Origin of the sequence: Mesorhizobium sp. WSM1497, assembly GCF_001672455.2 — a bacterium.
Classification (GTDB): Bacteria; Pseudomonadota; Alphaproteobacteria; order Rhizobiales; family Rhizobiaceae; genus Mesorhizobium; species Mesorhizobium ciceri.
Window position 1 is genome coordinate 1 of sequence record NZ_CP021070.1, and the last position, 26,328, is coordinate 26,328.

The following is a 26,328-nucleotide window of genomic DNA, read 5'->3' on the forward strand; positions in this document are numbered from 1 at the left end:
ATGCAGAGCGGCATCGAAAGGGAACTTACGGGCGACCTCCCATTTCCTGGAACTTTGATCGGAGCAAACGACATGGCGGTGTCCAGCGACGCGGAACAGAAATTCGACCGGGTCAAGACCCAGTTGAAGGCGCGCCTGGGAACCGAAGTCTATTCGAGCTGGTTTGGCCGCATGAAAGTCGCCGAGGCTTCCAAGGGCATTGTCCGCATCTCGGTGCCTACCGCCTTCCTGCGCTCATGGATCAACGGCCACTATCTCGACCTCATCTCCGAACTGTGGAAGCAGGAGGATCCCGATCTTCTCAAGATCGACATCGTCGTGCGCACGGCAACCCGTCAGGGACGCGCCCAGGCCGAGCCAGAGGTAACGCCGGCACGCAGCAAGGTGACACGGCAGACGCAGACGGCGCTTGCCGCAGGCACAGTCAGCCCCAGCCGGGTGGAGCGCGCATCGACTCCGCGTCCGGGCACACCCGTCGAGAGCGAATTCCGCCACAACGTTCTGGGGTCACCGCTCGATCCACGCTACACGTTCGGCTCTTTCATCGAGGGGCCGTCGAACCGGGTGGCCTTCGCCGCCGCCAAGGCAGTGGCGGAATCGCAATCGAGCGCGGTGCGCTTCAATCCGCTCTTCCTTCACGCAACCGTCGGGCTCGGCAAGACCCATTTGCTGCAGGCCATCGCCGCGGAATCGCTGAAGCAGAACCCCAAGTCGCGCGTCGTCTATCTCACGGCCGAGTATTTCATGTGGCGCTTTGCCACCGCCATCCGCGACAACAACGCTCTGACGCTCAAGGAGCAGCTGCGCGACATCGACCTGCTCATCATCGACGACATGCAGTTCCTGCAGGGCAAGTCGATCCAGCACGAATTCTGCCACCTGATCAACATGCTGCTCGACAGCGCCAAGCAGGTCGTCGTCGCTGCCGACCGGCCACCATCGGAACTGGAATCGCTCGAACCGCGGGTCCGTTCGCGCCTCAATGGCGGTGTCGCGCTTGAAATGTCGGCGCCCGATTTCGCCATGCGCCTCGGCATGCTCAAATTGCGCCTTGCCACGGCCAGGAGCGACGACGCATCCCTCGACATTTCGGAGGAGATCCTCAATCACGTCGCCCGCACCGTGACCGGCAGCGGACGCGAGCTGGAAGGCGCCTTCAATCAGCTTTTGTTCCGTCAATCCTTCGAGCCGCAGATCACCATCGACCGGATCGACGAAATCCTCGGCCACATCTATCGCACAGGCGAGCCGAAGCGTGTCCGTATCGAGGACATCCAGCGCATCGTGGCGCGTCACTACAATGTGTCGAAGACCGAATTGCTGTCCAACCGGCGCACGCGCACCATCGTCAAGCCGCGGCAGGTCGCCATGTACCTGTCGAAGGTGATGACGCCGCGCTCGCTACCCGAGATCGGACGGCGTTTCGGCGGCCGCGATCACACCACGGTGCTGCATGCCGTGCGCAAGATCGAGGACCTTTCCGGCAACGACAACACGCTGGCGCAGGAACTTGAGCTTCTGAGGCGGCTGATCAACGATCAGGCCTGACCCTCCGGGAGGGCCGAACCGAAACAACGCCGGAATTCAATGGCTTGCCAGTGCGGCGCCGGGCCTGCATCGGGCTCGTGGCATCGCCTGGAAGCGATCTGGATTTCGGTTTTTCGACACTGGCTCGCGGACTTCGGGCGCGTTATCCCCAGAAAGCCCGCGTAGCCGGCCTGAACCGGCGGCGCGGGCTTGCGTTTGCTGGTTTTTTCCTGTCAGTTTACGCAGATTCTGAGCCTATTCAGACCTTTCGCGGGACGCCGCTCACTGGTGACCCGTCATTCATTCAAGCGAGCCTGTTTCGTCATGCGTGTTATCCTGGAACGGTCAAATCTCCTGAAGTCGCTCAACCACGTCCATCGTGTGGTCGAGCGGCGAAACACCATACCGATCCTGTCCAACGTGCTGCTCGGCGCCGAAGGCGCCAGCCTTGAAATGAAGGCAACCGATCTCGACCTCGAGGTGACCGAAGCGACGCCCGCCAAGGTGGAGCGCGGCGGGGCGACGACGGTCCCGGCACATCTGCTCTACGACATCGTGCGCAAGCTCGCCGATGGCGCCGAGGTGATGCTGAAGACGGACGAGGACGGCAACGCCATGACGGTGACGTCCGGCCGCTCGAGCTTCCGCCTTCAGTGCCTGCCGCAATCCGACTTCCCGGAGCTTTCGGCCGGATCCTTCTCGCATATCTTCCGTCTCGACTCGGTTGCCCTGAAAGGTCTGATCGAGAAGACCCAGTTCGCCATCTCCACCGAGGAGACACGCTATTACCTGAACGGCATCTACCTGCACACGCATGAGGTCGGCGGCAAGCTGAAGCTGCGCTCGGTGGCGACCGACGGCCACCGCCTGGCGCGCGCCGAGATCGACGCGCCGGCGGGTGCCGAGGGCATGCCGGGCATCATCATTCCGCGCAAGACGGTGAGCGAGCTGCAGAAGCTTGTCGACGATCCGGATGTCGCGGTGACCACCGAACTGTCGGACACCAAGATCCGCTTCACCATCGGCAGCGTGGTTTTGACCTCGAAGTTGATCGACGGCACCTTCCCCGATTATCAGCGGGTCATTCCGACAGGCAACGACAAGAAGCTGATCATCGACCGCCAGAGCTTTGCCGCCGCCGTCGATCGTGTCTCGACCATCTCTTCCGAACGCGGTCGCGCGGTGAAGCTGTCGATCAGCGAGGGTCAGGTGACGCTTGCGGTCAACAATCCGGATTCAGGCAGCGCCACCGAAGAACTGTCCGCTGACTATTCATCCGATCCGATCGAGATCGGCTTCAACGCCAAGTACCTGCTCGACGTTGCCGCGCAACTGACCGGCACGGAGGCCAAGTTCATGCTGGCGGATGCCGGTTCGCCGACGCTGATCCACGACATGGCCGACGAGACCGCACTCTATGTGCTGATGCCGATGCGCGTGTAGCGGCGCGGTGTCAGCACTTCGGTCCTGTTGTGGACCGGCGGCAAGCGCGATATTTACGGCGACTTCTATAGGCGGATAGCGGTTGCCGGCACAGAACCATATAAGTAAGCTAAAACTTACTAATTTCCGCAACTATGCGGCGCTGACGATCGATCTGGCGCCAGGTGCCGTGGTTTTTTCCGGCGACAACGGCGCCGGCAAGACCAATCTCCTCGAAGCGATCTCCTTTTTGACACCGGGACGTGGCTTGCGCCGCGCGCCCTACGCCGATGTCGCGCGCGAGGGCGGCGACGGCGGCTTTGCGCTGCATGCCCGGCTCGACGGACCTGATGGCCAGGTCGAGATCGGAACAGGCATTTCCGGCGGTGACACCGCCGGCGAAGGCGGCAGGCGGGTACGCATCAACGGAGCTTCGGCGCGTTCGACCGAGGACATGCTGGAATGGCTGCGCGTGGTTTGGCTGACGCCAGCCATGGACGCGTTATTCACCGGACCGGCCGCGGATCGCCGGCGCTTCCTCGACCGGCTGGTGCTGGCGATCGATCCCGGCCACGGGCAACGTGCGATCGACTACGAGAAGGCGATGCGCGGTCGTAACCGACTGCTTACCGAAAGCTCTCGGGACGACCGCTGGTTCGACGCTATCGAGACGCAGATGGCCGAAACCGGTGTGGCGATTGCCGCGGCGCGCGCCGAGATGGTGCGCCTGCTGGCCGCCATGATCGACAGGCTGCCCGACACGGGACCGTTTCCGCAGGCCGATATCGGCCTTTCAGGCGAGCTGGAAGCCGAGATTGCCGTGGCGCCGGCGGTCGATGTGGAGGAACGCTTCCGTCGGACGCTTGCCGAGGGCCGCGAGCGCGATCGCGCCGCCGGGCGCACGCTCGACGGCCCGCACCGTTCGGACCTGGTGGTTCGGCACCGCCCCAAGGCGATGCCGGCCGAGCTCTGCTCGACCGGCGAGCAGAAGGCGCTGCTGGTCGGCATCGTGCTGTCGCACGCGAGGCTGACCGGCGAAATGTCGGGCATGACGCCGATCCTGCTGCTCGACGAGATCGCTGCGCATCTCGACAGCGGGCGGCGCGCGGCGCTGTTTTCCATCCTGGAGGAACTGAACTGCCAGGCATTCATGACAGGAACCGATGCTGCGCTGTTTTCCAGTCTCCAGGGCCGTGCGCAATTCCTGACCGTCGACCACGGGACGGTTGGGCCAACCGAAGACCCCTGACAAGGTTTTTCCGTGCCTGTATGATCAGGCAATGACCACTGCCGCCCTGACCGCAGACGAGATCGAACGCTATGCCCGCCACATCGTGCTGCCGGAAATCGGCGGCGCCGGGCAGCAGAGGCTGAAGCAGGCCCGGGTGCTGGTCATCGGCGCCGGCGGGCTGGGCGCCCCGGTGCTTGAATATCTTGCCGCCGCCGGCGTCGGCACACTCGGCGTGGTCGATGACGACACCGTTTCGCTCTCCAACCTGCAGCGCCAGGTCATTCACGGCACCGACACTGTCGGCCTGCTGAAAACCGACAGCGCCAAGGCGGCAATCGCCCGCATCAATCCCAATACCACAGTCGAACCGCATACGTTCCGGCTGACCACGGACAATGCGCCTGCCCTCGTCGCCCGCTATGACATCGTCGTCGACGGTTCCGATAATTTCGAAACGCGCTACGCCGTGGCCGATGCCTGCGCGAGCGCTGGGAAACCGCTGGTGCATGCCGCCGTCGGACGCTTCGACGGCTCGGTCACGGTGCTGAAGCCATTCGAAGACGGCAAGGACGGCAAGCCCAACCCAGGCTATCGTGACCTGTTTCCCGAAGCGCCACCGCCGGGCCTGGTGCCGTCCTGCGCCGAAGTCGGCGTGCTTGGCGCGCTGACCGGCGTCATCGGCACGCTGCAGGCCATGGAGGCGGTCAAGCTGATCACCGGCGTGGGCGAACCGCTGGTCGGCCGGCTGCTGCTTTATGATGGGCTGGCGGCGCGCTTCGACACCATCCGTTACAAGAGAAGCTGAATTCTTGGGCCGGATCGAAGCAGTCTCCATCAGGCGGATCCCGACCGATTTCGACCGTTGGGACGATGTGCTCGCATTGATCATGCGTGCCTTCGCCTCGATGGACGATGTCATCGACCCGCCCTCCTCGGCCCACCTTTTGACCGCCGACACTCTGCGGGACAAGGCGCGGCGGGAGACCGGCTTCGTGGCGCTCAGGGGCGATCGGATCGTCGGCTGCGTCTTTGCCCTTGAAAAGGTGGCAGAGTTCTATGTCGGCAAGCTCGCCGTGGCACCGGACTGCCAGGGACAAGGCATCGGCCGGCGGCTGATGCAGGCGGTCGAAGACCTTGCCCGCGGCCGCGGCAAGGCCGCCATCGAGCTTCAGACGCGGATCGAGTTGACCGCGAACCATGCGGCCTTTGCTCGCCTCGGCTTTCGCGAAACTGGACGGACGGCGCATGACGGCTATGCCAGGCCGACCTCGATCACCATGCGCAAAGCTCTCCCGTAAGTCTTATCTTACGGTTTGTGGGCCACGGATATCGCACCGCGACAGTGTCAGGTCCTGAGCGGCAGCACGCGGTCTGGTGGGCGGTGGCCGTCAACGAAGGCGCGGATGTTGATGATGACCTTTTCACCCATGTCGATACGGCCCTCGAGCGTCGCCGAGCCCATATGCGGCAAAAGCACGACCTTGTTCTTGGCCGCGAGCTTCAGCAGCTTGCCGTTCAAGGCTGGCTCGTGCTCGTAGACATCGAGGCCGGCGCCGGCGATCTTGCCGTCCTGGATCAGCTTGACCAGTGCTTCCTCGTCGATGATGTCGCCGCGCGCGGTGTTGACGACATAGGCGGTGGGCTGCAGTAGCGCCAGCCGCCGCGCCGAAAGCAGATGGAAGGTTGCCGGCGTCGAGGGACAGTTGACCGAGATGATATCCATGCGGGCCAGCATCTGGTCGAGGCTTTCCCAATAGGTCGCCTCCAGCCCGTCTTCCACGGCCGGCAGCACGCGGTGGCGGTTGTGATAGTGGATCGACAGTCCGAAGGCCTTGGCCCGCCTGGCTACGGCCGTGCCGATCCGCCCCATGCCGACAATGCCGAGCCGCTTGCCCCAGATGCGCCGGCCCAGCATCCAGGTCGGCGACCAGCCGGCCCATTTCTTGTCGCCGGTGAGCACATTGGCGCCTTCCGCGAGCCGCCGCGGCACCGCCAGCATCAGCGCCATCGTCATGTCGGCGGTGTCTTCGGTCAGGACATTCGGCGTGTTGGTGACGGTGATGCCCCTCTTGGCCGCAGCCGCGACATCGATCTTGTCGACGCCGTTGCCAAAATTGGCGATCAGCTTGAGGTTGTCGCCTGCCTGAGCGATCAGCGCCGCGTCGATATTGTCGGTAATGGTCGGCACCAGAACGTCGGCTTCCTTGACCGCCGCGACCAGTTCCGGCTGCGTCATCGGCCGGTCCTCGACATTCAGCCTTGCGTCGAACAGTTCGCGCATGCGGGTCTCGACCGGGTCGGGCAGCTTGCGCGTGATGACGACGAGAGGCCTTTTTTTGCCTGCCATTGTTTCCCTCTCGAGTATTTGCCGCAATTCCGAACGCAAAACCGCTTCACACGGTTGCTGGGATTGCTCTAACCCGATCTCGTTGAGACCTCTTTAACCAAGACCGGCGAAACTGAAAGCCGGTCGCGGTGCCGATTACCCATGTAACAAGCGGTGCCGCCGAAGACAAAGAAAAAGGGGCGCCGAGGCAAGCGCCGAAAGGAATGAAAGTGTCTGGTTTCGCGTCGCTTCGCCTGACCCTCAGTGCAGCATTTCTCGGCGCTCTGCTTTGTTCTCCGCTTACGGCGGCACAGAGTGCGGCTGCACCTGCCCAGAGCGTCGTCACGCTCGGGCCGAGCGGCCTGCCGCTGCCGCGATTCGTCAGCCTGAAATCCGGCCGCGTCAACTCGCGCGTCGGCCCCGGCGCCAACTACTCGGTCGATTGGATGTACATGAAGGCCGGCCTGCCGATGGAGATCATCCAGGAATTCGACACATGGCGCCGCGTGCGCGATGCCGATGGTTCGGAAGGCTGGATCAACCAGTCGCTGCTTTCCGGCCGGCGCACGGCAATCGTCGCACCATGGCAGCGTGGCAAGGGCACCCGGATCAACCTTCTCAACAGTCCCGACAAGGACGCAAGGGTGGTCGCGATGATCGAACCTGGCGTCATGGGTACGATCAAATCCTGCGACGGCCAGTGGTGCGAAATGACGTTCGACGGCCACACCGGCTGGCTTGCCCAGTCGGTCGTCTGGGGCGCCTATCCCGGCGAACGGGTCAAGGACTGATTCTCTTTCGCGGTCCTGGCTTTATGCCCGATACGGCCGAGATGGGTGTCCTGGAAGCCGGTCGGCAGCTTCAGACCGTAGCCCAGCGCACGGTCGATGGCGATGTGGGCGATCCATATCAGCGCAACCGCCATCGCGGCCGCATTGCCCCACATGTGCCCTCCGAGCAGCAGCAGCACGGGCACGATCAGGATGTGCAAGGCGTTGTAGGCAAGGGCACCGACGCGCGGACCGGCCAGATAGCCCGACATCGATAGGTCAGGCGCCAGGATAAGCAATCCGAAGAGCCACCAGGAGATGCCGGTCGAACCGTAGAAAATGACGGCAGCCAGTGCCACGATCGCCCATTCGAGCCGGATTACGAGATCGAGGGGTTTCATCCCTGGCCGATAATTCTGGCTTGGCAGATGATTCTGGCCTCGCCAGTCATTCGAGGCGTTTGGGGCGCAGCCTCACGACGATGTCGACATTGGCGATCTCCATCCCTTCCGGAGGCTCCGGCAGGTTGGCAACCGTCACCGGACCGCTGTCGATGTCGAATATACGGTTTTCGCCTTCGATGTAGAAATGGTGGTGGTCGGAGGTGTTGGTGTCGAAATAGGTTTTCGCGCCTTCGACGGCGAGGATGCGCAAAAGTCCCGCCTGGGTAAACTGGTGAAGGGCATTGTAGACGGTGGCCAGCGACACCGGCACGCCGGCGGCAACCGCCTCCTCGTGCAGTTCCTCGGCCGACAGATGCCGGTCGCCCTTGGCGAAAAGCAGATCGGCCAGCGCAATGCGCTGACGCGTCGGCCTCAGCCCGGCTTCACGGACCCGCTTGTCCACAGCGACATTTTCCTTCCGGCCGTCCAGGTCCATCTTCTCGTCGAACCCCACAGTTCCGCCCCAAGACACGCCCAGAATGGCAAAAAAATGAACGTCTGCCGAAACCGGACCTCTCAGGACATATATTCTGTCGTCCGAATGCGATCAATAGCGCGCATTGACCCAGGCAGACGAGCAGGCTAAGCGCAAACGCCGGTTTCCGGCCTGAAACAGATTGTGTTAGGAAACCAACGACAAGGGCACCCGATGGCCCGGAACGATATGGGATGAGATTGATGGCGGGTAAATCCAGCTACGAGTACGACGAATTGCTGGCCTGCGCCCGCGGCGAACTGTTCGGACCGGGCAACGCCCAGCTTCCCTATCCGCCAATGCTGATGTTCGACCGCATCACCGAGATCAGCGAGACCGGCGGTGCCTTCGAGAAGGGTTTTATCCGCGCGGAGTTCGACATCAAGCCGGACCTGTGGTTCTTTGCCTGCCATTTCATCGGCAATCCGATCATGCCGGGGTGCCTCGGCCTCGACGCCATGTGGCAACTGACGGGCTTCTACCTTGGCTGGCTTGGCGAACCCGGCAAGGGAATGGCGCTGTCGACCGGGGAAGTGAAATTCAAGGGCATGGTCACGCCTTCGGTGAAGAAGGTCGAATATGGCATCGACTTCAAGCGCGTGATGCGGGGCCGGCTGGTGCTCGGCATCGCCGATGGCTGGCTGAAGGCGGATGGCGAACCCATATACGCGGCAACGGATTTGAAAGTCGGTCTGTCCAAGCAGTCGGCGGTCGGCTGACCGGCACCCCTGGCCGGCCCCCTTTGGCCAGCATCCCTGGAAGGAGTTGCGAATGAGACGTGTCGTAGTCACAGGCCTCGGCATCGTGTCGTCGATCGGCAACAATGCCAACGAGGTGCAAGCCTCGCTGCATGACGCAAGATCAGGCATCAGCTTCTCGGATTCCTTCGCCGAACACGGCTTCCGCTGCCAGGTCTGGGGAGCGCCGACGCTCGATCCATCGGCGATGATCGATCGCCGTGCGATGCGCTTCCTGAGCCAGGGTGCTGCATGGAACCACGTCGCCATGGACCAGGCGATCGCGGATGCGGGCCTCGGCGAGAGCGACATCACCAATGAGCGCACCGGCATCGTCATGGGATCGGGCGGACCATCCACCCGCACCATCGTCGAAGCTGCCGAAACGACGCTGAAGAACGGCAGTCCCAAGCGCATCGGTCCGTTCGCGGTGCCGAAGGCAATGTCGTCGACCGCATCGGCGACGCTTGCCACATGGTTCAAGATCCACGGCGTCAACTACTCGATCTCGTCGGCCTGTTCGACCTCGGCGCATTGCATCGGCAATGGCTATGAATTGATCCAATGGGGCAAGCAGGACATCGTCTTCGCCGGCGGCCACGAGGATCTCGACTGGACGATGTCGGACCTGTTCGACGCCATGGGCGCCATGTCGTCGAAATTCAACGACAAGGCATCGACCGCCTCCCGTGCCTATGACGTCAATCGCGACGGCTTCGTCATTGCCGGCGGCGCCGGTGTGCTGGTGCTGGAAGAGCTTGAGCATGCCAAGGCGCGCGGCGCCAAGATCTATGCCGAGATCGTCGGCTATGGCGCGACGTCGGATGGCTACGACATGGTTGCTCCTTCAGGCGAAGGCGCGGTCCGCTGCATGCGCCAGGCGCTGGCCACGGTTTCCACGCCGGTCGACTACATCAACACCCATGGCACCTCGACGCCGGTGGGAGATTCCAAGGAAATGGGCGCCATCCGCGAGGTGTTCGGCCCAGAGATGCCGTACATCACCTCGACGAAGTCGCTGACCGGCCATTCGCTGGGCGCGGCCGGCGTGCAGGAATCCATCTACTCGATCCTGATGATGCAGGGCGGTTTCATCGGCGAAAGCGCCCATATCGAGACCCTCGACCCCGAATTCGAGGGCATGCCGATCGTGCGAAAGCGCATCGACGACGCCAGGATCGACACTGTTTTGTCCAATTCGTTCGGCTTCGGTGGCACCAACGCCACGCTCGTTTTCCAGCGCTATTCCGCATAAGGATTTGCCGGCCATGGACGGATTGATGAAGGGCAAGCGCGGGCTTGTCATGGGTGTCGCCAACGATCATTCGATCGCCTGGGGCATCGCCCGGAAATTGTCCGAACACGGGGCGGAACTCGCCTTCACCTATCAGGGCGATGCCTTCGGACGCCGGGTCAAGCCGCTGGCCGACAAGCTCGGCGCCTCGCTGGTCGTGCCGTGCGACGTCGAGGACAGCGCTTCGGTCGCCGCCACGTTCGAGACCTTGGGCAACGAATGGGGCGGGCTGGATTTCATCGTCCACGCCATCGGCTTTTCCGACAAGAACGAGTTGAAAGGCCTCTACGCCGACACCAGCCGGGATAATTTCGTCCGCACCATGGTGATCTCCTGCTACTCCTTCACCGAGGTCGCCCGCCATGCGGCCACCTTGATGAAGGACGGCGGATCGATGATCACGCTGACCTATGCGGGCTCCGTCCGCGTCATGCCGAACTACAATGTCATGGGCGTCGCCAAGGCCGGACTGGAGGCCAGCGTGCGCTACCTCGCCAACGATTACGGTCCGCGCGGCATCAGGGTAAACGGCATATCGGCTGGGCCCGTGCGCACGCTCGCCGGCGCCGGCATTTCGGACGCCCGCCACATGTTCTCCTACCAGCAGCGAAACTCGCCACTGCGCCGCACGGTGACCATCGACGAGGTCGGTGGTTCGGCGCTTTATCTGTTGTCGGATCTGTCTTCCGGGGTTACCGGCGAAATCCACTATGTCGATTCCGGCTATCACATCGTTTCCATGCCGACGCTCGACGAATTGAAGCAGACCGACGGCGGGCGAGACTAACGCCTGTCGGCCAAAGGTGCGCGACGGTTTTGAAATGGCGGACATCTGAAAACACGAAGCTTAAAGCGCGCGGCTAAACCCCGTTTCAGCGCCAGTCGCATTGATCCGCTCAAGAAATACTTCCGGTCCAATAAAATTGGATTCATTCGCGGAAACTCATTTTAAGGAGATATCCGGTAGAAAGCTCCGTACTCAGGGGAACTTTCAATGCTCGCCGTCAGCAACCCGAAGCGAACACCGGTGTTCCGACTGCTCACCATAGCGAGTTCGGGTCTCGGCAGTTTCGTCCTCGGGCTCTGGGGCCTGAAGCTCGGTCTCGGCGATGGCTTTGCCGGCATCTCCGCCGACATGATGGTCTCGGTGATGGCCGCTCTTTGCGCACTGGCGGCGTCGGTCGCTGCGATGTCCTTCTTCGCCGGCGTCGATGAATCGGCGGATTTCGTCTTCACGGAAACCCATTTCGACAAGCTGACCGGCCTGGTGGCACGTCCGGCGATGGTCGGCAAGATTGCCGAGGCGGCATGCGCGACCAGCCGGACCGGCGAGCCGATGTTCCTCATCGATATCGACATCGACCGGTTCAAGCAGATCAATGACGCCATCGGCTACAGCCAGGGCGACGAGCTGATCCGCGCCTTCACCAAGCGCTTGAAGATGTGCGTGCCGCCGCGCGCGCTGATCGGACGCATCGGCGCCGGTGAATTCGCGATCCTGCTCCCCGACAACCAAGTCGCAGGGTCCTTGGAAAGCACCATAGAGAGGCTCATCGACGAGATGATGGAGCCCTATGATCTCGGTACGCACCTGCAATCGGTCAGCCTGTCGGTCGGCATCGTGGCGATGCCAAAGGACGGTGTCGATCCCGTCCTCATCCTGCGCCGCTCCAATCTGGCGCTGCAGAACGCGCGCGCCAGCGGCGTCGGCAACTGGTCGGTCTTCCATGCCGAAATGGGCAGGGTCGCCGACCATCGCCAGTGGATCGAATCCGAGCTGCATACAGCCTTCGAGCGCGGTGACTTCGACCTTCATTACCAGCCGCAGCTCGATCTCCCGACCGGCCGCATCGTCGGCTACGAAGCGCTGATCCGCTGGCGGCATCCGGAACGCGGCATGATCCCGCCGATGGAGTTCATTCCGATCGCCGAGGAAACCGGCATGATCGGCCCGATCGGCGAATGGGTGCTGCGCAAAGCCTGCAGCGACGCCCGGCATCTGCCCGACGACTGCTTCGTCGCCGTCAACATCTCGCCCGTCCAGTTCATGACCAAGGACTTCGTCGGCATCGTGCGCGACACCATGACGAGCACCGGCATCAAGCCGTCACGGCTGGAACTGGAAGTGACCGAGACGGCGATGATGCAGGATCGCGACCGCGCCGCCGCCATCCTGAAGGAGCTTGCGGATATCGGCATTTCGGTCGCCGTCGATGATTTCGGCACCGGCTATTCCAATTTGAGCTACCTGATCGATTTCTCATTCGGCAAGCTGAAGATCGACCGGTCCTTCGTCAGCCGCCTCGACACGGATTCCAGCTCCGGCGCGGTCGTCTCGACCATCGTCGGGCTTTCGCGCGCGCTCGGCGTCAGCATCATTGCCGAAGGCGTCGAGACCGAAAGCCAGGCGACACTGCTCAGGGCAGCCGGCTGCGAGGTGGTGCAAGGCTACCTGTATGGCAGGCCCGCCCCCCTCAAGATCAGGGTCGGCGACGTGCATATCACCGATGAGGTCCGGCGCGTTGCCAATCTGCATTGAGTGCGACGCGATATCTGTTTTCGTCTGAGCATGATCTTTTCCGAAACCGGTATCCACTTTTCGGGATCATGCTTCAACGACGAGCGGAAAGCACCTTGAACATGCCGTCACGAGCGAGTTCGGCATGGCTCGAAAAGACAGCCGCCAAGATCGGTTCGTAGGGAAGCTGACGGTTGGCGACCATGAACAGCCGCCCACCCGGCTTCAAGGCCTTGGCCGCCGCTCGGATCATGCCGGCGCCGATCTCCGGCTCGGCCGCCCGGCTGCGGTGAAAGGGCGGGTTCATGGCAATCGCGTCGTAGCGCTTCTCGACTGGTTCCTTCAGCAGATCGATCCAGAAGAAATTCCTGGCGGTCGGCTGGCTGACCGCTGCCAGATTGAGCTTCGCGGCTTCAAGCGCGGCGAAATCGGCCTCATAGAGGTCGAGCGCCTGAACGCCGGGGGAGCGGGCGGCGATCTCGGCCGCCACATAGCCCCAGCCGGCGCAGAGATCGGCAATGCTGCCACGCAGGTCATTGGGCAGGTTCTCGACCAGCAATTTCGAGCCGGTATCGATCCGGTCGAACGAGAACATGCCGGGCGCGGTGTGGAACCGGCCTTCAACCTGCAGAGCGGGGTTGGCAGCGCGCAATTCTTCCGCGGCGGCCAGATCGGCGGGACGTCGCAGCCAGAAGGCAATGCCGTGATATTTGGGCAAATGGCCTTCAAGCGGCACAAGCTCGTCAACGCGCTTGCGCAGGCTGGCAATGCCATCGTCCTTGCCGCCGGCAATGACGACCAGGCCGCCCGGCGCCACGCACTCAAGCGCCTGCGCGATGCGCACTTCGTTCAAGCCGCGATGCCGGCCGGCAAGCACAAGTGCCATATCGAAGCCATCGCCTTCCACTTGCGCGGTGACGACGAAGCCGGAAGCCTGCAGCGCGCTAAAATGCGGCCGGAAACCCTGCACGAGGTGAAGCGTCGCCTCAAAGCCTTCAGGCCGGCGAAAACCCGGCTCAGCGCCGAAAAACAGGGCGCGCGTGCCCTTTCCCGGCAAAGCAACAGCCTCCGCCTCGAAGGGATGGAAAAGCGTCTTCAACGGCTCGGCGGACATTGTTCGATCTCGACTTGTCTAAGCGCTTTGAAACCCAGGCTGAAAATGAAAACGGGCGCGACATAAGCCGCGCCCGTTTCGATTCATGGTCTCAGACCAATCAGGCGGCGTTTTCTTCGCCTTCGGTCTTCTTGTCGCGGGCGAGTTCCTTGCCGGTGGCCTGGTCGACGACCTTCATCGACAGGCGGACCTTGCCGCGCTCGTCGAAGCCCATCAGCTTGACCCAGACCTTGTCGCCTTCCTTGACCACGTCCGAGGTCTTGGCGACCCGGTCGTTGGCAAGCTGCGAGATGTGGACGAGGCCGTCACGCGGACCGAAGAAATTGACGAAAGCGCCGAAGTCCGCGGTCTTGACGACCGTACCTTCGTAGATCTCGCCGACTTCCGGCTCGGCGACGATGGTGTGGATCCACTTCTTCGCCGCCTCGATCTCCTTGGCATTGGACGAAGCGATCTTGACCGTGCCGTCGTCCTCGATGTTGATCTTGGCGCCGGTCTTTTCGACGATCTCGCGGATCACCTTGCCGCCCGAGCCGATCACGTCACGGATCTTGTCGGTCGGGATGTGCATCACTTCGATGCGCGGTGCGAACTCACCGAGTTCCGAACGCGCGCCGGTCAGAGCATGCGCCATCTCGCCGAGGATGTGCTGGCGGCCATCCTTGGCCTGGTCCAGCGCGATCTTCATGATCTCCTCGGTGATGCCTTCGATCTTGATATCCATCTGCAGCGAGGTGATGCCGTTGGCGGTGCCGGCGACCTTGAAGTCCATGTCGCCGAGGTGATCCTCGTCACCGAGGATGTCGGATAGAACGGCGAAACGCTCGCCTTCCTTGATCAGGCCCATGGCGATACCGGCGACGGGCTTGGCCAGCGGCACGCCGGCATCCATCAGCGCCAGCGAGGTGCCGCAGACGGTGGCCATCGACGACGAACCGTTGGACTCGGTGATCTCCGAGACGACACGCAGCGTGTAGGGGAACTGGTCGGCGCTCGGCAGCATCGGGCGAATGGCGCGCCAGGCGAGCTTGCCATGGCCGATTTCGCGGCGACCCGGCGAACCCATGCGGCCGGTCTCGCCGACGGAATAGGGAGGGAAGTTGTAGTGAAGGAGGAACTTCTCCTTGTACATGCCGGTCAGCGAATCGACATACTGCTCATCCTCGCCGGTGCCGAGCGTGGCAACGACCAGCGCCTGGGTCTCGCCGCGGGTGAACAGCGCCGAACCGTGGGTGCGCGGCAGGACGCCGACTTCGGAGACGATCTTGCGGACCGTCTTGAGGTCACGCCCATCGATGCGCGAACCGGTGTCGAGGATGTTCCAGCGCACGACCTTGGCCTGGAGTTCCTTGAATACCGAACCGATCTGCTCGGAAGTGTACTTGGCATCTTCGCCTTCGGCCGGGGCAAACGCTGCCTTGACCTTCGCCTTGACGGCGTCGACGGCGGCGTAACGCTTCTGCTTGTCGACGTTCTTGTAGGCATTGCTGAGTTCGTCGCCGACGATCTTCAGCATCTCGGCTTCAAGCGCGGAATAGTCCGGCGCGGTGAAGTCGCGCGGCTCCTTGGCGGCGACTTCGGCCAGCTTGATGATGGCGTCGATGACCGGCTGGAAGCCCTTGTGGCCGAACATGACGGCGCCGAGCATCAGCTCTTCGCCCAATTCCTTGGCTTCGGACTCAACCATCAGCACAGCGTCGGCGGTGCCGGCGACAACGAGGTCGAGCTTGGATTCCTGCATCTCGTCGACATGCGGGTTCAGAACGTATTCGCCGTTGATGTAGCCGACGCGGGCGCCGCCGACCGGGCCCATGAAGGGGACGCCGGAGAGCGTCAGGGCGGCCGAAGTGGCAACGATCGACAGGATGTCGGGATCGTTCTCGAGATCATGCTGGACGACGGTGACGACGATCTGGGTGTCGTTCTTGTAGCCGGAGGCGAAGAGCGGGCGGATCGGGCGGTCGATGAGGCGGGAAACCAGCGTTTCCTTCTCGCTCGGACGGCCTTCACGCTTGAAATAGCCACCCGGGATCTTGCCGGCGGCGTAGGTCTTTTCCTGGTAGTTGACGGTCAGCGGGAAGAAATCGAGGCCGGGCTTCGGCTCCTTCATCGAAACGACGGTGGCGAGGACCTTGGTCTCGCCGTAGGTGGCGAGCACCGCGCCATCAGCCTGGCGCGCGATCTTGCCGGTTTCGAGGATGAGCGGACGACCGCCCCATTCGATTTCCACTTTGTGGTGATTGAACATCTCTTGTCCTTAATAAGAGGAAAGGGCCGCGCCGTTTCACGGTGCGCGGAGATGCCCTTTCCCTGGCTTCCTTTCTCGGGCAGCCACGGGCAAGACAACGGGAGGCTCGGGTGTTTCGGCGCGGTGCGCGCGAGCGTCCTGCAATCCTGCCCCATGACCGTCCATGGGCGGTTTCGAGTGCCCTCTGCACGATCGAAACCGGGTCTGGCCAGTCGATACGACTGGCAGAATGCGCGACCGGCGGGCTCTCCTTCGAAAGCCCGCCGGTCAATTCGTCAACGACGCAGACCGAGCTTCTCGATCAGCGTCTGGTAGCGCGCGTCGTCCTTGCGCTTGAGATAATCAAGCAGGCTGCGGCGCTGGGAGACGAGAGCAAGCAGACCACGGCGGGAATGGTTATCCTTCTTGTGGTCCTTGAAATGGTCGGTCAGGTTCTTGATGCGCTCGGAAAGGATGGCCACCTGGACTTCCGGAGACCCGGTATCGCCCTTGGCGGTTGCGAATTCACCCATCAATTCCTGTTTGCGCTCGGCAGTAATCGACATCGTGTTTTTCCTTATCTGTTTGAGGAAACGGGTCGCCCTCAGCCGGGATGTCGTCCAGCAGGGGCCGGTGCAAGCAAAGCGTCATAGCGCTAAGCTGCGGCGCATATAGTGCAATTCCCCGGAAAACACCAGCCCAATTCACAAGCCGGCTTTTCAGGCCAAAATGGCAGGTTTATCCCTGTCAAAGCCATTTCTTCCATTTGAAGAAGGCGATCAGCCCGAACGCGACAAGCGCCATGAACAGCAGCGACAAGGGATAGCCGTAGTAGGCCTTCAGTTCCGGCATGTTCCAGGGCGAAGACTCCGGATCGAAATTCATGCCCCAGATGCCGACCAGGAAGGTGAGCGGCATGAAGATGACCGAGACGATGGTGAGATAGCTGATAACGTCGTTGGTGCGCGCCTGGCTCAGCGACAGGTGCATCTCGATCAGGCCGGTCAGCATATCGCGCTGGGTCTCGACCAGCTCGATCAGCCTGAGCGCATGGTCGAGCGTGTCGTTGAGGAAGATCTTGGTCTCGGCCTTCACATAGGGCACATCGTTGCGGATCAGCGTCGCCAGCGCATCGCGCATCGGCCACAGCACGCCTTTCAGCACGTTGGCGTCACGCCGCAATTCATGCAGCTGCCGCATCTGGTGTTTGTGCGGCGAATGCAGCATCTGGTCCTCGATGCTGTCGACCATGTCACCGGCGGCCTCGATCGGCGGAAAATAGCTGTCGACGATGGCATCGATCAGCGCATAGGCAAGATAGTCGGCGCCGCGGGCGCGCAGCCGGTTGGGCGCCGAACTTTCGATGCGCTTGCGCACCGGATCGAATGGATCGCCTTCCCGCTCCTGGAAGGTAACGACGAAGTTGCTGCCGAAGAAGACGGCGATCTGCTCATAGCGGTGCGAGGTGACATCGTCGATCATCCTGACGACGACGAAGGCATGGTCCTCGAAGAAGTCGACCTTAGGCCGCTGGCCGGTGTTGACGACGTCCTCCAGCGCCAGCGGATGCAGGCTGAAAATGCGGCCGATCTCCTCGATCAGCGGGATGTTGGCGAGGCCGGTGCAGTCGAGCCAGAGGACCGGCCATTTGTGGCAATGGGTGTTGAGGTCGTCGATGCTGGCATTTTCGATAGTCTTGAATTTTTCGGGCGAGATCAGCGTCAAACGCAGTTCCGAGCGACGCGCCGACGGGTCGGCGATCAGCGTGCCGGGCGACGCACCGACCGGCGGCCGCCGCGTTTTCGCCGGTGCCCGCGTCTTCACGGTCTCAGCCTTTGCCATATTCCCCTCGTGCGAGTCCTCGCCTCGACATTAGACGACAGGAATCAACCGGCAAAGACCCGCTTGGGCTTGAACATGCCTTGCTCAATGGCACCGATGGCGACCAGCTTGCCGCGCGCCGTGGCGCAGGCTTCTTCGGCTTCCACCGGTGCGTCGCGGCCGCGGATGATGACCGGGTTGCCGAGGCGGATCTTGGTTGCCGCGTCATCGCTGATGGCGATCTGCGGCAGGCAATCGAGGGCAGCCGATGTGTCGACCAGAAGCGCATCGATGGCGTCGAAGTCGATTGGCGCTTCCACCTTGTCGGCAGCCTCTGCCTTGTCAGCGGCTTCTGTCGTGTCCGAGCTGTCGACCTCCTCCACACCGAAACGGGCGGCTTCCAGTTCGGCGATGGTGACGAAGTCTTCCGAGGTGAACGGCTCGACCTCGACCCGGCGCAATTCGGAGATGTGACCGAAGCAGCCGATGTCGCGGCCCATGTCGCGGGCCAGCGAGCGCACATAGGTGCCCTTGCCGCACTCGACCTCGAAAACAGTATGGTCGGCGCCATGCTCGACAACGTCCAGACGGCCGATCTCGATCTCTCGCGCGGGTATGTCGACCGTCGCGCCGTCGCGGGCCAGATCATAGGCGCGCTCGCCTGCGATCTTGATGGCCGAGAATTGCGGCGGCGTCTGCATGATGACGCCGGTGTATTTCGGCAGCAGGGCGAGCACTTGGGCTTCCGACGGACGCAGGTCGGATTCTTTCGTCACCGGACCTTCGAGGTCATCGGTCGAACGCTCCTGTCCCCAGGCAACGGTGAAGCGATAGATTTTGGCGCCGTCCTGCACGTAAGGCACGGTCTTGGTAGCCTCGCCAAGCGCGATCGGCAGCATGCCGGACGCCAGCGGGTCGAGCGTGCCTGCATGGCCGGCCTTTTCCGCCTGGAACAGCCATTTGATCTTGGAGACGGCTTCGGTCGAGCCCATGCCGACCGGCTTGTCCAGGATCAGCCAGCCCGAGATCGGCCGGCCCTTCTTCTTGCCGCGACGCGCCACTATTCGGTGTCCTTGTTGTCGTCTTTGTCCTGGTCTGCGTTTTCCTGGTCCTCAGGACCCAGATCGCGCGCCACTTCCGGCGATTTCAAGAGGTCGTTGATCCTGGCAAAATTGTCGAAGGAGGTGTCGAGCTTGAAGCGGAACTCCGGCATGAACTTCATCTGCCGCAGCGCGCCGGAGACACGGCCACGGACGAATTTCGCATGCTTGTTCAACGCCTCGACCACCGCATCGGCATCTTTGGCGCCGAGCGGCGAGACGAAAGCGGTAGCGACCTTCAAATCGGGCGACATGCGCACTTCCGAGACCGACACCACGGTGTTCTCGATCAGCGGATCGATGATCTCGCCGCGCTGCAGGGTTTCGGATAGGGCATGGCGCACCTGTTCGGCGACGCGCAGCATGCGCTGGGATGGGCTGGATGCGGTTGGACGGGGCATTTTTCTCAATCCTGAAAGCGTGAGGCGCGGGATGGAACCGTGCCGCATGTCTCATATGGGCATTCTCAATAGACTTGGGGCGGCGGCCTTTCGACCACCGCCCGGTATGGACAAGTCACTCGAACTCAGAGTGTCCGGGTCACCATCTCGACGCGGAAGCACTCGATGACGTCGCCGACGCGCATGTCCTCGTAGTTCTGGAAGGCCATGCCGCACTCCTGGCCGCCGGGGACTTCCGAAACTTCGTCCTTGAAGCGCTTCAGCGTCTTCAGCGTGCCTTCGTGGATGACGACGTTGTCGCGGATCAGGCGCACGCCCGCACCACGCTCGACCTTGCCTTCGGTGACACGGCAGCCGGCGATCTTGCCGACCTTGGTGATGTCGAAGATTTCGAGGATCTGCGCATTGCCGATGAAAGTCTCGCGACGCTCCGGCGACAACAGGCCCGACAGAGCCGCCTTCACGTCATCCACAAGGTTGTAGATGATCGAGTAGTAGCGGATCTCGATGCCAGCCGCCGCAGCAGCGGCACGTGCCTGGACGTTGGCGCGGACGTTGAAGCCGATGATCGCGGCACCCGAAGTCTCGGCCAGCGACACGTCGCTTTCGGTGATGGCGCCGGCACCGGCATGGACGATGCGTGCACGAACCTCGTCGGTGCCGAGCTTATCGAGTGCGGCATTGATCGCCTCGATCGAGCCCTGCACGTCGCCCTTGATGACCAACGGGAATTCCTTCAGCCCGCTTGTCTGCAATTGCGACATCATCTGCTCGAGCGAACCGCGCTGGCCGGCATGCTTGGCAACCGCCTTCTCGCGCGCCAGACGCTGGCGGTATTCGGTGATCTCGCGGGCACGGGCCTCGTTGTTGACCACGGCGAAGCGATCGCCGGCCTGCGGGGTGCCCTGCAAGCCAAGCACTTCCACCGGCATCGCCGGCGGCGCTTCCTTGATCTGCACGCCACGATCGTTGACCAGCGCACGCACCCGGCCCCATTCATTGCCGGCAACGAGGATGTCGCCCGGCATCAGCGTGCCGGTCTGCACCAGCACGGTGGCAACGGGACCACGGCCCTTGTCGAGCTGGGCCTCGATGACGACGCCTTCGGCGGTACGGTCCGGATTGGCTTTCAGGTCCAGAATTTCGGCCTGCAGCAGGATCGCCTCAAGCAGTTTGTCGAGATTGGTGCCCTTGGTCGCCGATACTTCGACGTCCAGAACTTCACCGCCCATGGATTCGACGAAAACCTCGTGGCGCAGCAGTTCGGAGCGCACCTTCTGCGGATCGGCATCATGCTTGTCGATCTTGTTGATCGCCACGATGATCGGAACGCCGGCCGCCTTGGCATGGCTGATCGATTCGATCGTCTGCGGCATGACGCTGTCATCGGCCGCAACCACCAGGATGGCAATATCGGTCGCCTGGGCGCCACGAGCACGCATCGCCGTGAAGGCGGCGTGGCCGGGCGTGTCGATGAAGGTGATCTTGTGACCATTCTTCTCGACCTGGTAGGCGCCGATATGCTGGGTGATGCCGCCGGCTTCGCCGGAGACGACATTGGCGTTGCGGATCGCGTCGAGCAGCGAGGTCTTGCCATGATCGACGTGACCCATGATCGTCACGACCGGCGGACGCGAAACCAGGTCCTCGGCATTGTCGGCGATGTTGAACAGGCCTTCCTCGATGTCGGACTCGGCGACGCGGCGGACCGTGTGGCCGAATTCGGTGGCGACCAGCTCGGCCGTGTCGGCGTCGATAACGTCGCCCGGCTTCAGGATCTGGCCCTGCTTCATGAAGAACTTGACCAGGTCGACCGCGCGCTCGGACATGCGTTGCGCCAGTTCCTGGATGGTGATGGTCTCTGGCAGGATCACTTCGCGCATGACTTTCTCGCGCGGCTCATTGTGCATCGCGCGCTTGAATTTTTCCTGGCGACGACGCATCGACGACAGCGAACGGGCTCGCGCATCTTCGTCGGACAATGCCGAATTCAGCGTCAGCTTGCCACGGCGGCGATCTTCCTCGCTCTTGGTCGGCTTGGCCGGACGCGCCACTTCAGGCGTGACCGGACGGCGCACCGGTGCGCCGGCGCCAACCCGCTTCGGCTTGGCCACTTCCTCGTCATCGACTGTTGCCAGTTCGGCAGCCAATGGCGCGCGGCGACGCGCCTCTTCCTCAGCCCGACGGCGGGATTCGGCCTCGGTCTGCAACCGTGCTTCTTCCTCGGCCTGGCGGCGTGCGGATTCATCGCGTTCGCGCTTGCGGCGCTCTTCGTCCTCGGCGCGACGCTTGGCATCCTCGGCGGCGCGCTGGCGGTCCTCGACCTCGCGAACCTTCGAGCCCTCGAGCGCCCTGCGGCGTGCTTCCATTTCACTGCGCGACAGTTCGTTCAGCACCATGCCGCTGCGCTCGACCGGGGCCGGTGGCGGCGGGGGTGGCGGCGCCTTCGGTGCTTCCGGCACGACGACGGGTGCGGCCACGACCGCCGGCTTCGGTGTGAAGACGGGGGCGGCAACAGGCTCCGGCTTGTCGCCGGGCATCGAGAACTTGCGCTTCTTGGTTTCGACGACGACCTGCTTGGTGCGGCCGTGCGAGAAGTTCTGGCGCACAGTGCCCTGTTCCATACCGGGGCGCTTCAGCGTCAAGGTCTTCTTCGGCGTCACACTCAGCGTATTGTCGTCACCCGATTTCGTATCGCTCATTCCATATCCTCTGCGGCATCATCTTCGTCAGCAACAGCCGCAAGCATTGCCAGATCGTCCGGGGAACCGCCCCGATACCGGTCGAGCGCAACCATGCGCTTCTGGACCGCCCTGCCCGCGTCTCCCGCGAGAACGGCAGCATGTATCACATTTGTACCCCCCAATGCCAAGCTCAACTCGGCCTCGGAGAAAAGTTTGTAGGCAAGGATAGCGGGCCCACCAAGATGGACCGTCGCCCGTCGCGCCTGGCTGATCTTGCGCACGCCGTCATCGGACGCCTCGGAAGCATGCAGCACGAAAAGCGCCAATCCGCCGCGCACCGCGCTCTCGACCTTGGTAGCACCAAGCGAAATTGCGCCTGCCTTGCGGGCAAGACCAAGCATGCCCAGAGCGTGCCTGGAAAGCAGCCCGTCGACCATGCCGCCAAGATCGGGCGGCACGACCACCTGTGCCTTGAAGGCGCGGGCAAAGAGGTTCTTCGCCGCAGCCTTGTCGATATGTAGGCGGTCGGCGCTCACCCAGCAACCGCGGCCGGGCAGATTTCTCTTGATGTCGGGAACGACGGCCGAATCCGGGCCGACGACGAACCGGATCAGATCATCCGGTTCGGCTTGTTTGCGCGTAACGATGCAGGTGCGATCGTTCATCTCGTCCAAGGGCGGGTTCGGTGCGATGCGGCTTCACCTCACGCACCAACGGCTTCGTCAGCCGAGACTTCTTCGGCTGCAAGCTCGTCTTCGGTGATCCAGCCGGCCTTGAGGCGGGCGGCCAGAACCATCTGTTCGGCGTCTGCGCGGGTCACGCCATGATTGGCCAGCACGCCCGGATAGACTTTTGTCTCGCCGTCCTTGCGTTCCTTCCAGCCGGTCAGGTCGTCGGCGGCATAGCCGGCGAAATCCTCGATCGTCTTCACGCCGTCCTCGCCAAGCGTCACCATCATGGCGGTGGTGACGCCGGGGATTTCGCGCAATTCGTCCGAAACGCCGAGCGCCTTGCGCTTGTCGTCGTGCTCGGCCTCGATCTTCTCCAGATATTCGCGGGCGCGGGTCTGGATTTCGGAAGCGGTGTCCTCGTCGAAACCGTCGATAGAGGCGATCTCGCCGGAATCGACATAAGCGACTTCCTCAACGCTGGTGAAGCCTTCGGAGGCCAGCACCTGGCCGACCATCTCGTCGACGTCGAGGGCTTCCATGAACAGCGACGAACGCTCGACGAATTCCTTCTGGCGGCGTTCGGATTCTTCGGCTTCGGTCAGGATGTCGATATCCCAACCGGTCAGCTGCGAAGCCAGACGCACATTCTGGCCGCGGCGACCGATGGCCAGCGACAGCTGGTCGTCGGGAACCACGACTTCGATGCGTTCGGCATCCTCGTCGAGCACGACCTTGGCGACTTCCGCCGGCTGCAGCGCATTGACGATGAAGGACGCCGCAGAAGGCGACCACGGAATGATGTCGATCTTCTCACCCTGCAATTCGCCGACGACGGCCTGGACGCGGCTGCCGCGCATGCCGACGCAGGCGCCGACCGGATCGATCGAAGAGTCCCGCGAGATGACGGCGATCTTGGCGCGCGAACCTGGGTCGCGGGCGACCGACTTGATCTCGATGATGCCGTCATAGATTTCCGGCACTTCCATGGTGAACAGCTTGGCCATGAACTGCGGATGGGTGCGCGACAGGAAGATCTGCGGGCCGCGCTGCTCGCGGCGCACATCGTAGACATAGGCGCGGACGCGGTCGCCATATTTGTAGTTCTCGCGCGGGATCAGCTCATCGCGACGGATGATCGCTTCGCCGCGGCCGAGATCGACGATGACATTGCCGTATTCGACGCGCTTGACGGTACCGTTGACGATCTCGCCGATGCGGTCCTTGTACTCGTCATACTGGCGGTCGCGTTCGGCCTCGCGGACCTTCTGGACGATGACCTGCTTGGCCGACTGGGCGGCGATGCGGCCGAAATCCATGGGCGGCAGCTGTTCGGCGATGAAGTCGCCGAGCTGGGCGTCGGGATTGCGCTCGCGAGCCGAGGAAATGGCGATCTGCGTGGCGTAGTCATCGACCTTCTCGACCACTTCCATCAGCCGCTGCAGTTTCATCTCACCGGTGTTCGGGTTGATGTCGGCGCGGATGTTGGTCTCCTGACCGTAACGCGAGCGCGCCGCCTTCTGGATCGCATCGGCCATGGCGGCGATGACGATCGACTTGTCGATCGACTTTTCACGCGCGACCGCGTCGGCGATCTGCAGCAATTCAAGTCTGTTGGCGCTTACAACCATCGTTTTTCTCCCGAGCTTGTTTGCCGGACCTTTGCGCCCGGCAGCTCAATCATAGTTCCTGTTCGTGTTCTTCCGTGGCGTCCGCTTCCGCACCCGACTCGTCGTCGTCCGGTTCGCCACGGCGCTTCTTGGCTTCCTTGCGCGCCCTGTTGTCCTTCGACAGGGCATCGCGGATGAGATCGTCGGTCAGGATCAGGCGCACATCGGCAATCGCGTCATAGGGGACGCGCACCGTCGGCTCCTCGCCATAGGCTGCCTTGTCGCGCTCGATCAGCACATCGTCTTCGCCGGCTTCGGCGATCTTGCCCTTGAAGCGCTTGCGGTCGGCGACGACGATCGATGTTTCCATTTTCACCAGATGACCCGTCCAGGTCGTGAAATCCGATTTGCGGACCAGCGGCCGGTCGATGCCGGGCGACGAGACTTCAAGATGATAGGCCTTTTCGATCGGATCATCGACATCGAGCGCCGGCGACACCGCGCGGCTGACCTCTTCGCAATCCTCGACGGTCATGGTGCCGTCCTCGCGTTCGGCCATGATCTGCAGCGTCAGCCCGTTCTGGCCCGACAGATGCACCCGCACGAGGCGGAAGCCGATGCCGCGCAGAACCGGCTGGACGATCAGCGCGATGCGCGCATCGATGCCGCTTTCGCGGATGATGCGATCGTCGCCCTCGCTTGCCGTTGCAGTCATTGAAGCCCTGTCGTTCTCTACCAAGTTATCGGCAGGTAATAAAAAAGAGCGGGACCGGGTGGACCCACTCTTCGTCATACCGACCAAGAATTTGAGGCTGATATAGACGATCGCGGCCTGTGTTTCAAGCCCGCTATGCTGGTCGGGCAACGCTGCCATCGAGGTGGCCCCCGCCAGCGTTGCATGGAGCGCATGGCGCCCATGCGGCGGCCCCCATGGGATTGGCGCTGAAACGCACCTACTTACGCTGCGCTGCACAAAGGTGGCCGTGCGCCACACGTGCGCGAAAGGACATGATCATGAGCAATCGCAAGATATTTTCTGCAATAGGCGACTTCTTCACCGTATTCGGCAGCGCCGTGGCCGCTTCACGGGCCGTGGAAGCCGGTCGCAGGCCGCGCGCCGACGACCTGCGCAACCTCGGCGTCGAGCCTGCCGCCTTCGATCGCATCGGCCGCCGCTTCTAGCTTTGACGCAATTCCGGACGGAAAACCGTTTCACACTTTTTCTGGAATTGCTCTAAGACAGCGAGCCTATTTCCGAATGAAGGTAAGATAGGCCGGCCGCCGGCCCTCACGAATGGCCTTGGCCTCGTAACGGGTGCCCGGCCAACCATCATAGGGCCGGTGCCAGTCCGCCGCCTCGCAAGCCTGCCATGCGAACGCGCCATGCGCGCGGCAATGCAGCAAGGTCCAGTTGACATAGGTGTCGATGTCGGAGGCGAAGCGGAATTTTGAACCAGGCTTCAGCACGCGCGCGAACCGCTCGAGATTGACCGGGCTTACGAAACGTCGCTTCCAGTGTTTCTTCTTCGGCCAGGGGTCGGAATAGAGCAGATCGATGCCGCCGAGCGAGGCCTGCGGCAGCCAGTCGAGCAGCCTTGTGGCGTCGTCGTCATAAACCCGCAGATTGGCGAGCGGTTTCTCGCGCACCGCCATCATCATCTTGGCCATGCCGTTGACGAAGGGCTCGACGCCGATAAAGCCGATCGAAGGCGCCTCGGTCGCGCGGTGCAGGAGATGTTCGCCACCGCCGAAGCCAATCTCCAGGCGAACCGCGCTGACATCGGCTTGAAACAGAGTTTGCAGACCGGCCGGCGGCTCGGCCGCCAGGTCGAGCCGATATGCACCGAAGCCGCTTTCCAGCGCGGCCGCCTGTTGCGGACGCATGGTCTTGCCGCGCCGGCGACCGAAAAAGGCTTCGGTCGCGCGGCTTGGTCTGTCCTTCGGATCCATGGCGGGACTT

The 26,328-nt window shown here is 62.7% G+C and carries 25 protein-coding genes; 11 read left to right on the plus strand and 14 right to left on the minus strand.

The annotated features are described in order from the left end of the window. From dnaA to A9K65_RS00025, 5 genes are all read left to right on the plus strand, one after another. Complete coding sequence (dnaA, locus tag A9K65_RS00005; protein WP_024503475.1) at positions 1–1,548, plus strand: chromosomal replication initiator protein DnaA; 1,548 nt, start codon at positions 1–3, stop codon at positions 1,546–1,548. 303 nt (positions 1,549–1,851) lie between these two features. Further along, complete coding sequence (gene dnaN / locus A9K65_RS00010; protein ID WP_064995714.1) at positions 1,852–2,970, plus strand: DNA polymerase III subunit beta; 1,119 nt, start codon at positions 1,852–1,854, stop codon at positions 2,968–2,970. Between the two features lie 82 nt (positions 2,971–3,052). Next, positions 3,053–4,198, plus strand: coding sequence for a DNA replication/repair protein RecF (gene recF / locus A9K65_RS00015; RefSeq protein WP_064995715.1), 1,146 nt, complete (start codon positions 3,053–3,055; stop codon positions 4,196–4,198). A 31-nt stretch (positions 4,199–4,229) separates the two neighbouring features. Next, positions 4,230–4,985 carry a molybdopterin-synthase adenylyltransferase MoeB gene (locus A9K65_RS00020; protein WP_013527879.1) on the plus strand — a complete coding sequence of 252 codons (756 nt, stop codon included), beginning with the start codon at positions 4,230–4,232 and terminating at the stop codon, positions 4,983–4,985. A gap of 4 nt (positions 4,986–4,989) precedes the next feature. After that, on the plus strand, positions 4,990–5,478 hold the full coding sequence (locus A9K65_RS00025) for a GNAT family N-acetyltransferase (RefSeq protein ID WP_064995716.1): 489 nt from the start codon (positions 4,990–4,992) through the stop codon (positions 5,476–5,478). Positions 5,479–5,525: 47 nt separating this feature from the next. Here the strand turns inward: A9K65_RS00025 and A9K65_RS00030 are convergent, their stop codons facing one another. Further along, positions 5,526–6,527 carry a D-glycerate dehydrogenase gene (locus tag A9K65_RS00030; protein WP_013527881.1) on the minus strand — a complete coding sequence of 334 codons (1,002 nt, stop codon included), beginning with the start codon at positions 6,525–6,527 and terminating at the stop codon, positions 5,526–5,528. 209 nt (positions 6,528–6,736) lie between these two features. Between A9K65_RS00030 and A9K65_RS00035 the strand changes: the two genes are divergently transcribed. Beyond that, positions 6,737–7,297, plus strand: coding sequence for an SH3 domain-containing protein (locus A9K65_RS00035; protein WP_064995784.1), 561 nt, complete (start codon positions 6,737–6,739; stop codon positions 7,295–7,297). Here A9K65_RS00035 and A9K65_RS00040 read toward each other — a convergent pair. Both A9K65_RS00040 and irrA read right to left on the minus strand, forming a co-directional pair. Beyond that, positions 7,270–7,677, minus strand: a complete 408-nt coding sequence (locus A9K65_RS00040) for a DUF4260 domain-containing protein (protein ID WP_063169996.1) — start codon at positions 7,675–7,677, stop codon at positions 7,270–7,272. The genes A9K65_RS00035 and A9K65_RS00040 overlap by 28 nt on opposite strands. Positions 7,678–7,723: 46 nt before the next feature. Further along, positions 7,724–8,155 (minus strand): iron response transcriptional regulator IrrA, encoded by a 432-nt coding sequence (gene irrA / locus A9K65_RS00045; RefSeq protein WP_064995785.1) that lies wholly within the window; start codon positions 8,153–8,155, stop codon positions 7,724–7,726. Positions 8,156–8,397: 242 nt separating this feature from the next. On the opposite strand from irrA, the gene fabA reads away from it, so the two are divergent. From fabA to A9K65_RS00065, 4 genes are all read left to right on the plus strand, one after another. Then, positions 8,398–8,913 (plus strand): 3-hydroxyacyl-[acyl-carrier-protein] dehydratase FabA, encoded by a 516-nt coding sequence (gene fabA / locus A9K65_RS00050; RefSeq protein ID WP_013527885.1) that lies wholly within the window; start codon positions 8,398–8,400, stop codon positions 8,911–8,913. A 52-nt stretch (positions 8,914–8,965) separates the two neighbouring features. Continuing rightward, positions 8,966–10,186 carry a beta-ketoacyl-ACP synthase I gene (fabB, locus tag A9K65_RS00055; protein ID WP_024503470.1) on the plus strand — a complete coding sequence of 407 codons (1,221 nt, stop codon included), beginning with the start codon at positions 8,966–8,968 and terminating at the stop codon, positions 10,184–10,186. Positions 10,187–10,199: 13 nt separating this feature from the next. Then, positions 10,200–11,012, plus strand: coding sequence for an enoyl-ACP reductase FabI (gene fabI, locus A9K65_RS00060; protein ID WP_013527887.1), 813 nt, complete (start codon positions 10,200–10,202; stop codon positions 11,010–11,012). 207 nt (positions 11,013–11,219) lie between these two features. Beyond that, a complete protein-coding gene (locus tag A9K65_RS00065) occupies positions 11,220–12,764 on the plus strand; it encodes a bifunctional diguanylate cyclase/phosphodiesterase (protein ID WP_024503468.1) in 1,545 nt (514 codons plus the stop codon). A 73-nt stretch (positions 12,765–12,837) separates the two neighbouring features. On the opposite strand, the gene A9K65_RS00070 is transcribed toward A9K65_RS00065, so the two are convergent. From A9K65_RS00070 to rimP, 10 genes are all read right to left on the minus strand, one after another. Further along, positions 12,838–13,857 (minus strand): class I SAM-dependent methyltransferase, encoded by a 1,020-nt coding sequence (locus tag A9K65_RS00070; protein ID WP_064995717.1) that lies wholly within the window; start codon positions 13,855–13,857, stop codon positions 12,838–12,840. A gap of 100 nt (positions 13,858–13,957) precedes the next feature. Next, complete coding sequence (gene pnp / locus A9K65_RS00075) at positions 13,958–16,105, minus strand: polyribonucleotide nucleotidyltransferase (RefSeq protein ID WP_013527890.1); 2,148 nt, start codon at positions 16,103–16,105, stop codon at positions 13,958–13,960. A 275-nt stretch (positions 16,106–16,380) separates the two neighbouring features. After that, a complete protein-coding gene (gene rpsO, locus A9K65_RS00080) occupies positions 16,381–16,692 on the minus strand; it encodes a 30S ribosomal protein S15 (protein ID WP_269470859.1) in 312 nt (103 codons plus the stop codon). 139 nt (positions 16,693–16,831) lie between these two features. Further along, entirely contained in the window at positions 16,832–17,926 is a 1,095-nt protein-coding gene (gene corA / locus A9K65_RS00085; RefSeq protein WP_063169994.1) for a magnesium/cobalt transporter CorA, read from the minus strand. 44 nt (positions 17,927–17,970) lie between these two features. Continuing rightward, positions 17,971–18,966 (minus strand): tRNA pseudouridine(55) synthase TruB, encoded by a 996-nt coding sequence (gene truB, locus A9K65_RS00090; protein WP_013527892.1) that lies wholly within the window; start codon positions 18,964–18,966, stop codon positions 17,971–17,973. Further along, a complete protein-coding gene (gene rbfA, locus A9K65_RS00095; RefSeq protein ID WP_024503464.1) occupies positions 18,966–19,406 on the minus strand; it encodes a 30S ribosome-binding factor RbfA in 441 nt (146 codons plus the stop codon). Before rbfA ends, truB begins: the two co-directional genes overlap by 1 nt. Positions 19,407–19,531: 125 nt before the next feature. Next, a complete protein-coding gene (infB, locus tag A9K65_RS00100; RefSeq protein WP_013527894.1) occupies positions 19,532–22,108 on the minus strand; it encodes a translation initiation factor IF-2 in 2,577 nt (858 codons plus the stop codon). Beyond that, positions 22,105–22,755, minus strand: a complete 651-nt coding sequence (locus A9K65_RS00105; RefSeq protein WP_024503463.1) for an RNA-binding protein — start codon at positions 22,753–22,755, stop codon at positions 22,105–22,107. The genes infB and A9K65_RS00105 overlap by 4 nt, the downstream gene beginning before the upstream one ends. Positions 22,756–22,793: 38 nt before the next feature. Next, positions 22,794–24,389, minus strand: coding sequence for a transcription termination factor NusA (gene nusA / locus A9K65_RS00110; RefSeq protein WP_013527896.1), 1,596 nt, complete (start codon positions 24,387–24,389; stop codon positions 22,794–22,796). Between the two features lie 49 nt (positions 24,390–24,438). Then, the gene (gene rimP, locus A9K65_RS00115) at positions 24,439–25,083 is read right to left on the minus strand and encodes a ribosome maturation factor RimP (protein ID WP_013527897.1); all 645 of its coding nucleotides are present in this window, start codon (positions 25,081–25,083) and stop codon (positions 24,439–24,441) included. 299 nt (positions 25,084–25,382) lie between these two features. On the opposite strand from rimP, the gene A9K65_RS00120 reads away from it, so the two are divergent. Next, on the plus strand, positions 25,383–25,550 hold the full coding sequence (locus tag A9K65_RS00120; protein ID WP_013527898.1) for a hypothetical protein: 168 nt from the start codon (positions 25,383–25,385) through the stop codon (positions 25,548–25,550). 66 nt (positions 25,551–25,616) lie between these two features. Here the strand turns inward: A9K65_RS00120 and A9K65_RS00125 are convergent, their stop codons facing one another. Beyond that, positions 25,617–26,318 carry a tRNA (guanosine(46)-N(7))-methyltransferase TrmB gene (locus A9K65_RS00125; protein ID WP_064995718.1) on the minus strand — a complete coding sequence of 234 codons (702 nt, stop codon included), beginning with the start codon at positions 26,316–26,318 and terminating at the stop codon, positions 25,617–25,619. Between the last annotated feature and the right edge of the window lie 10 nt (positions 26,319–26,328).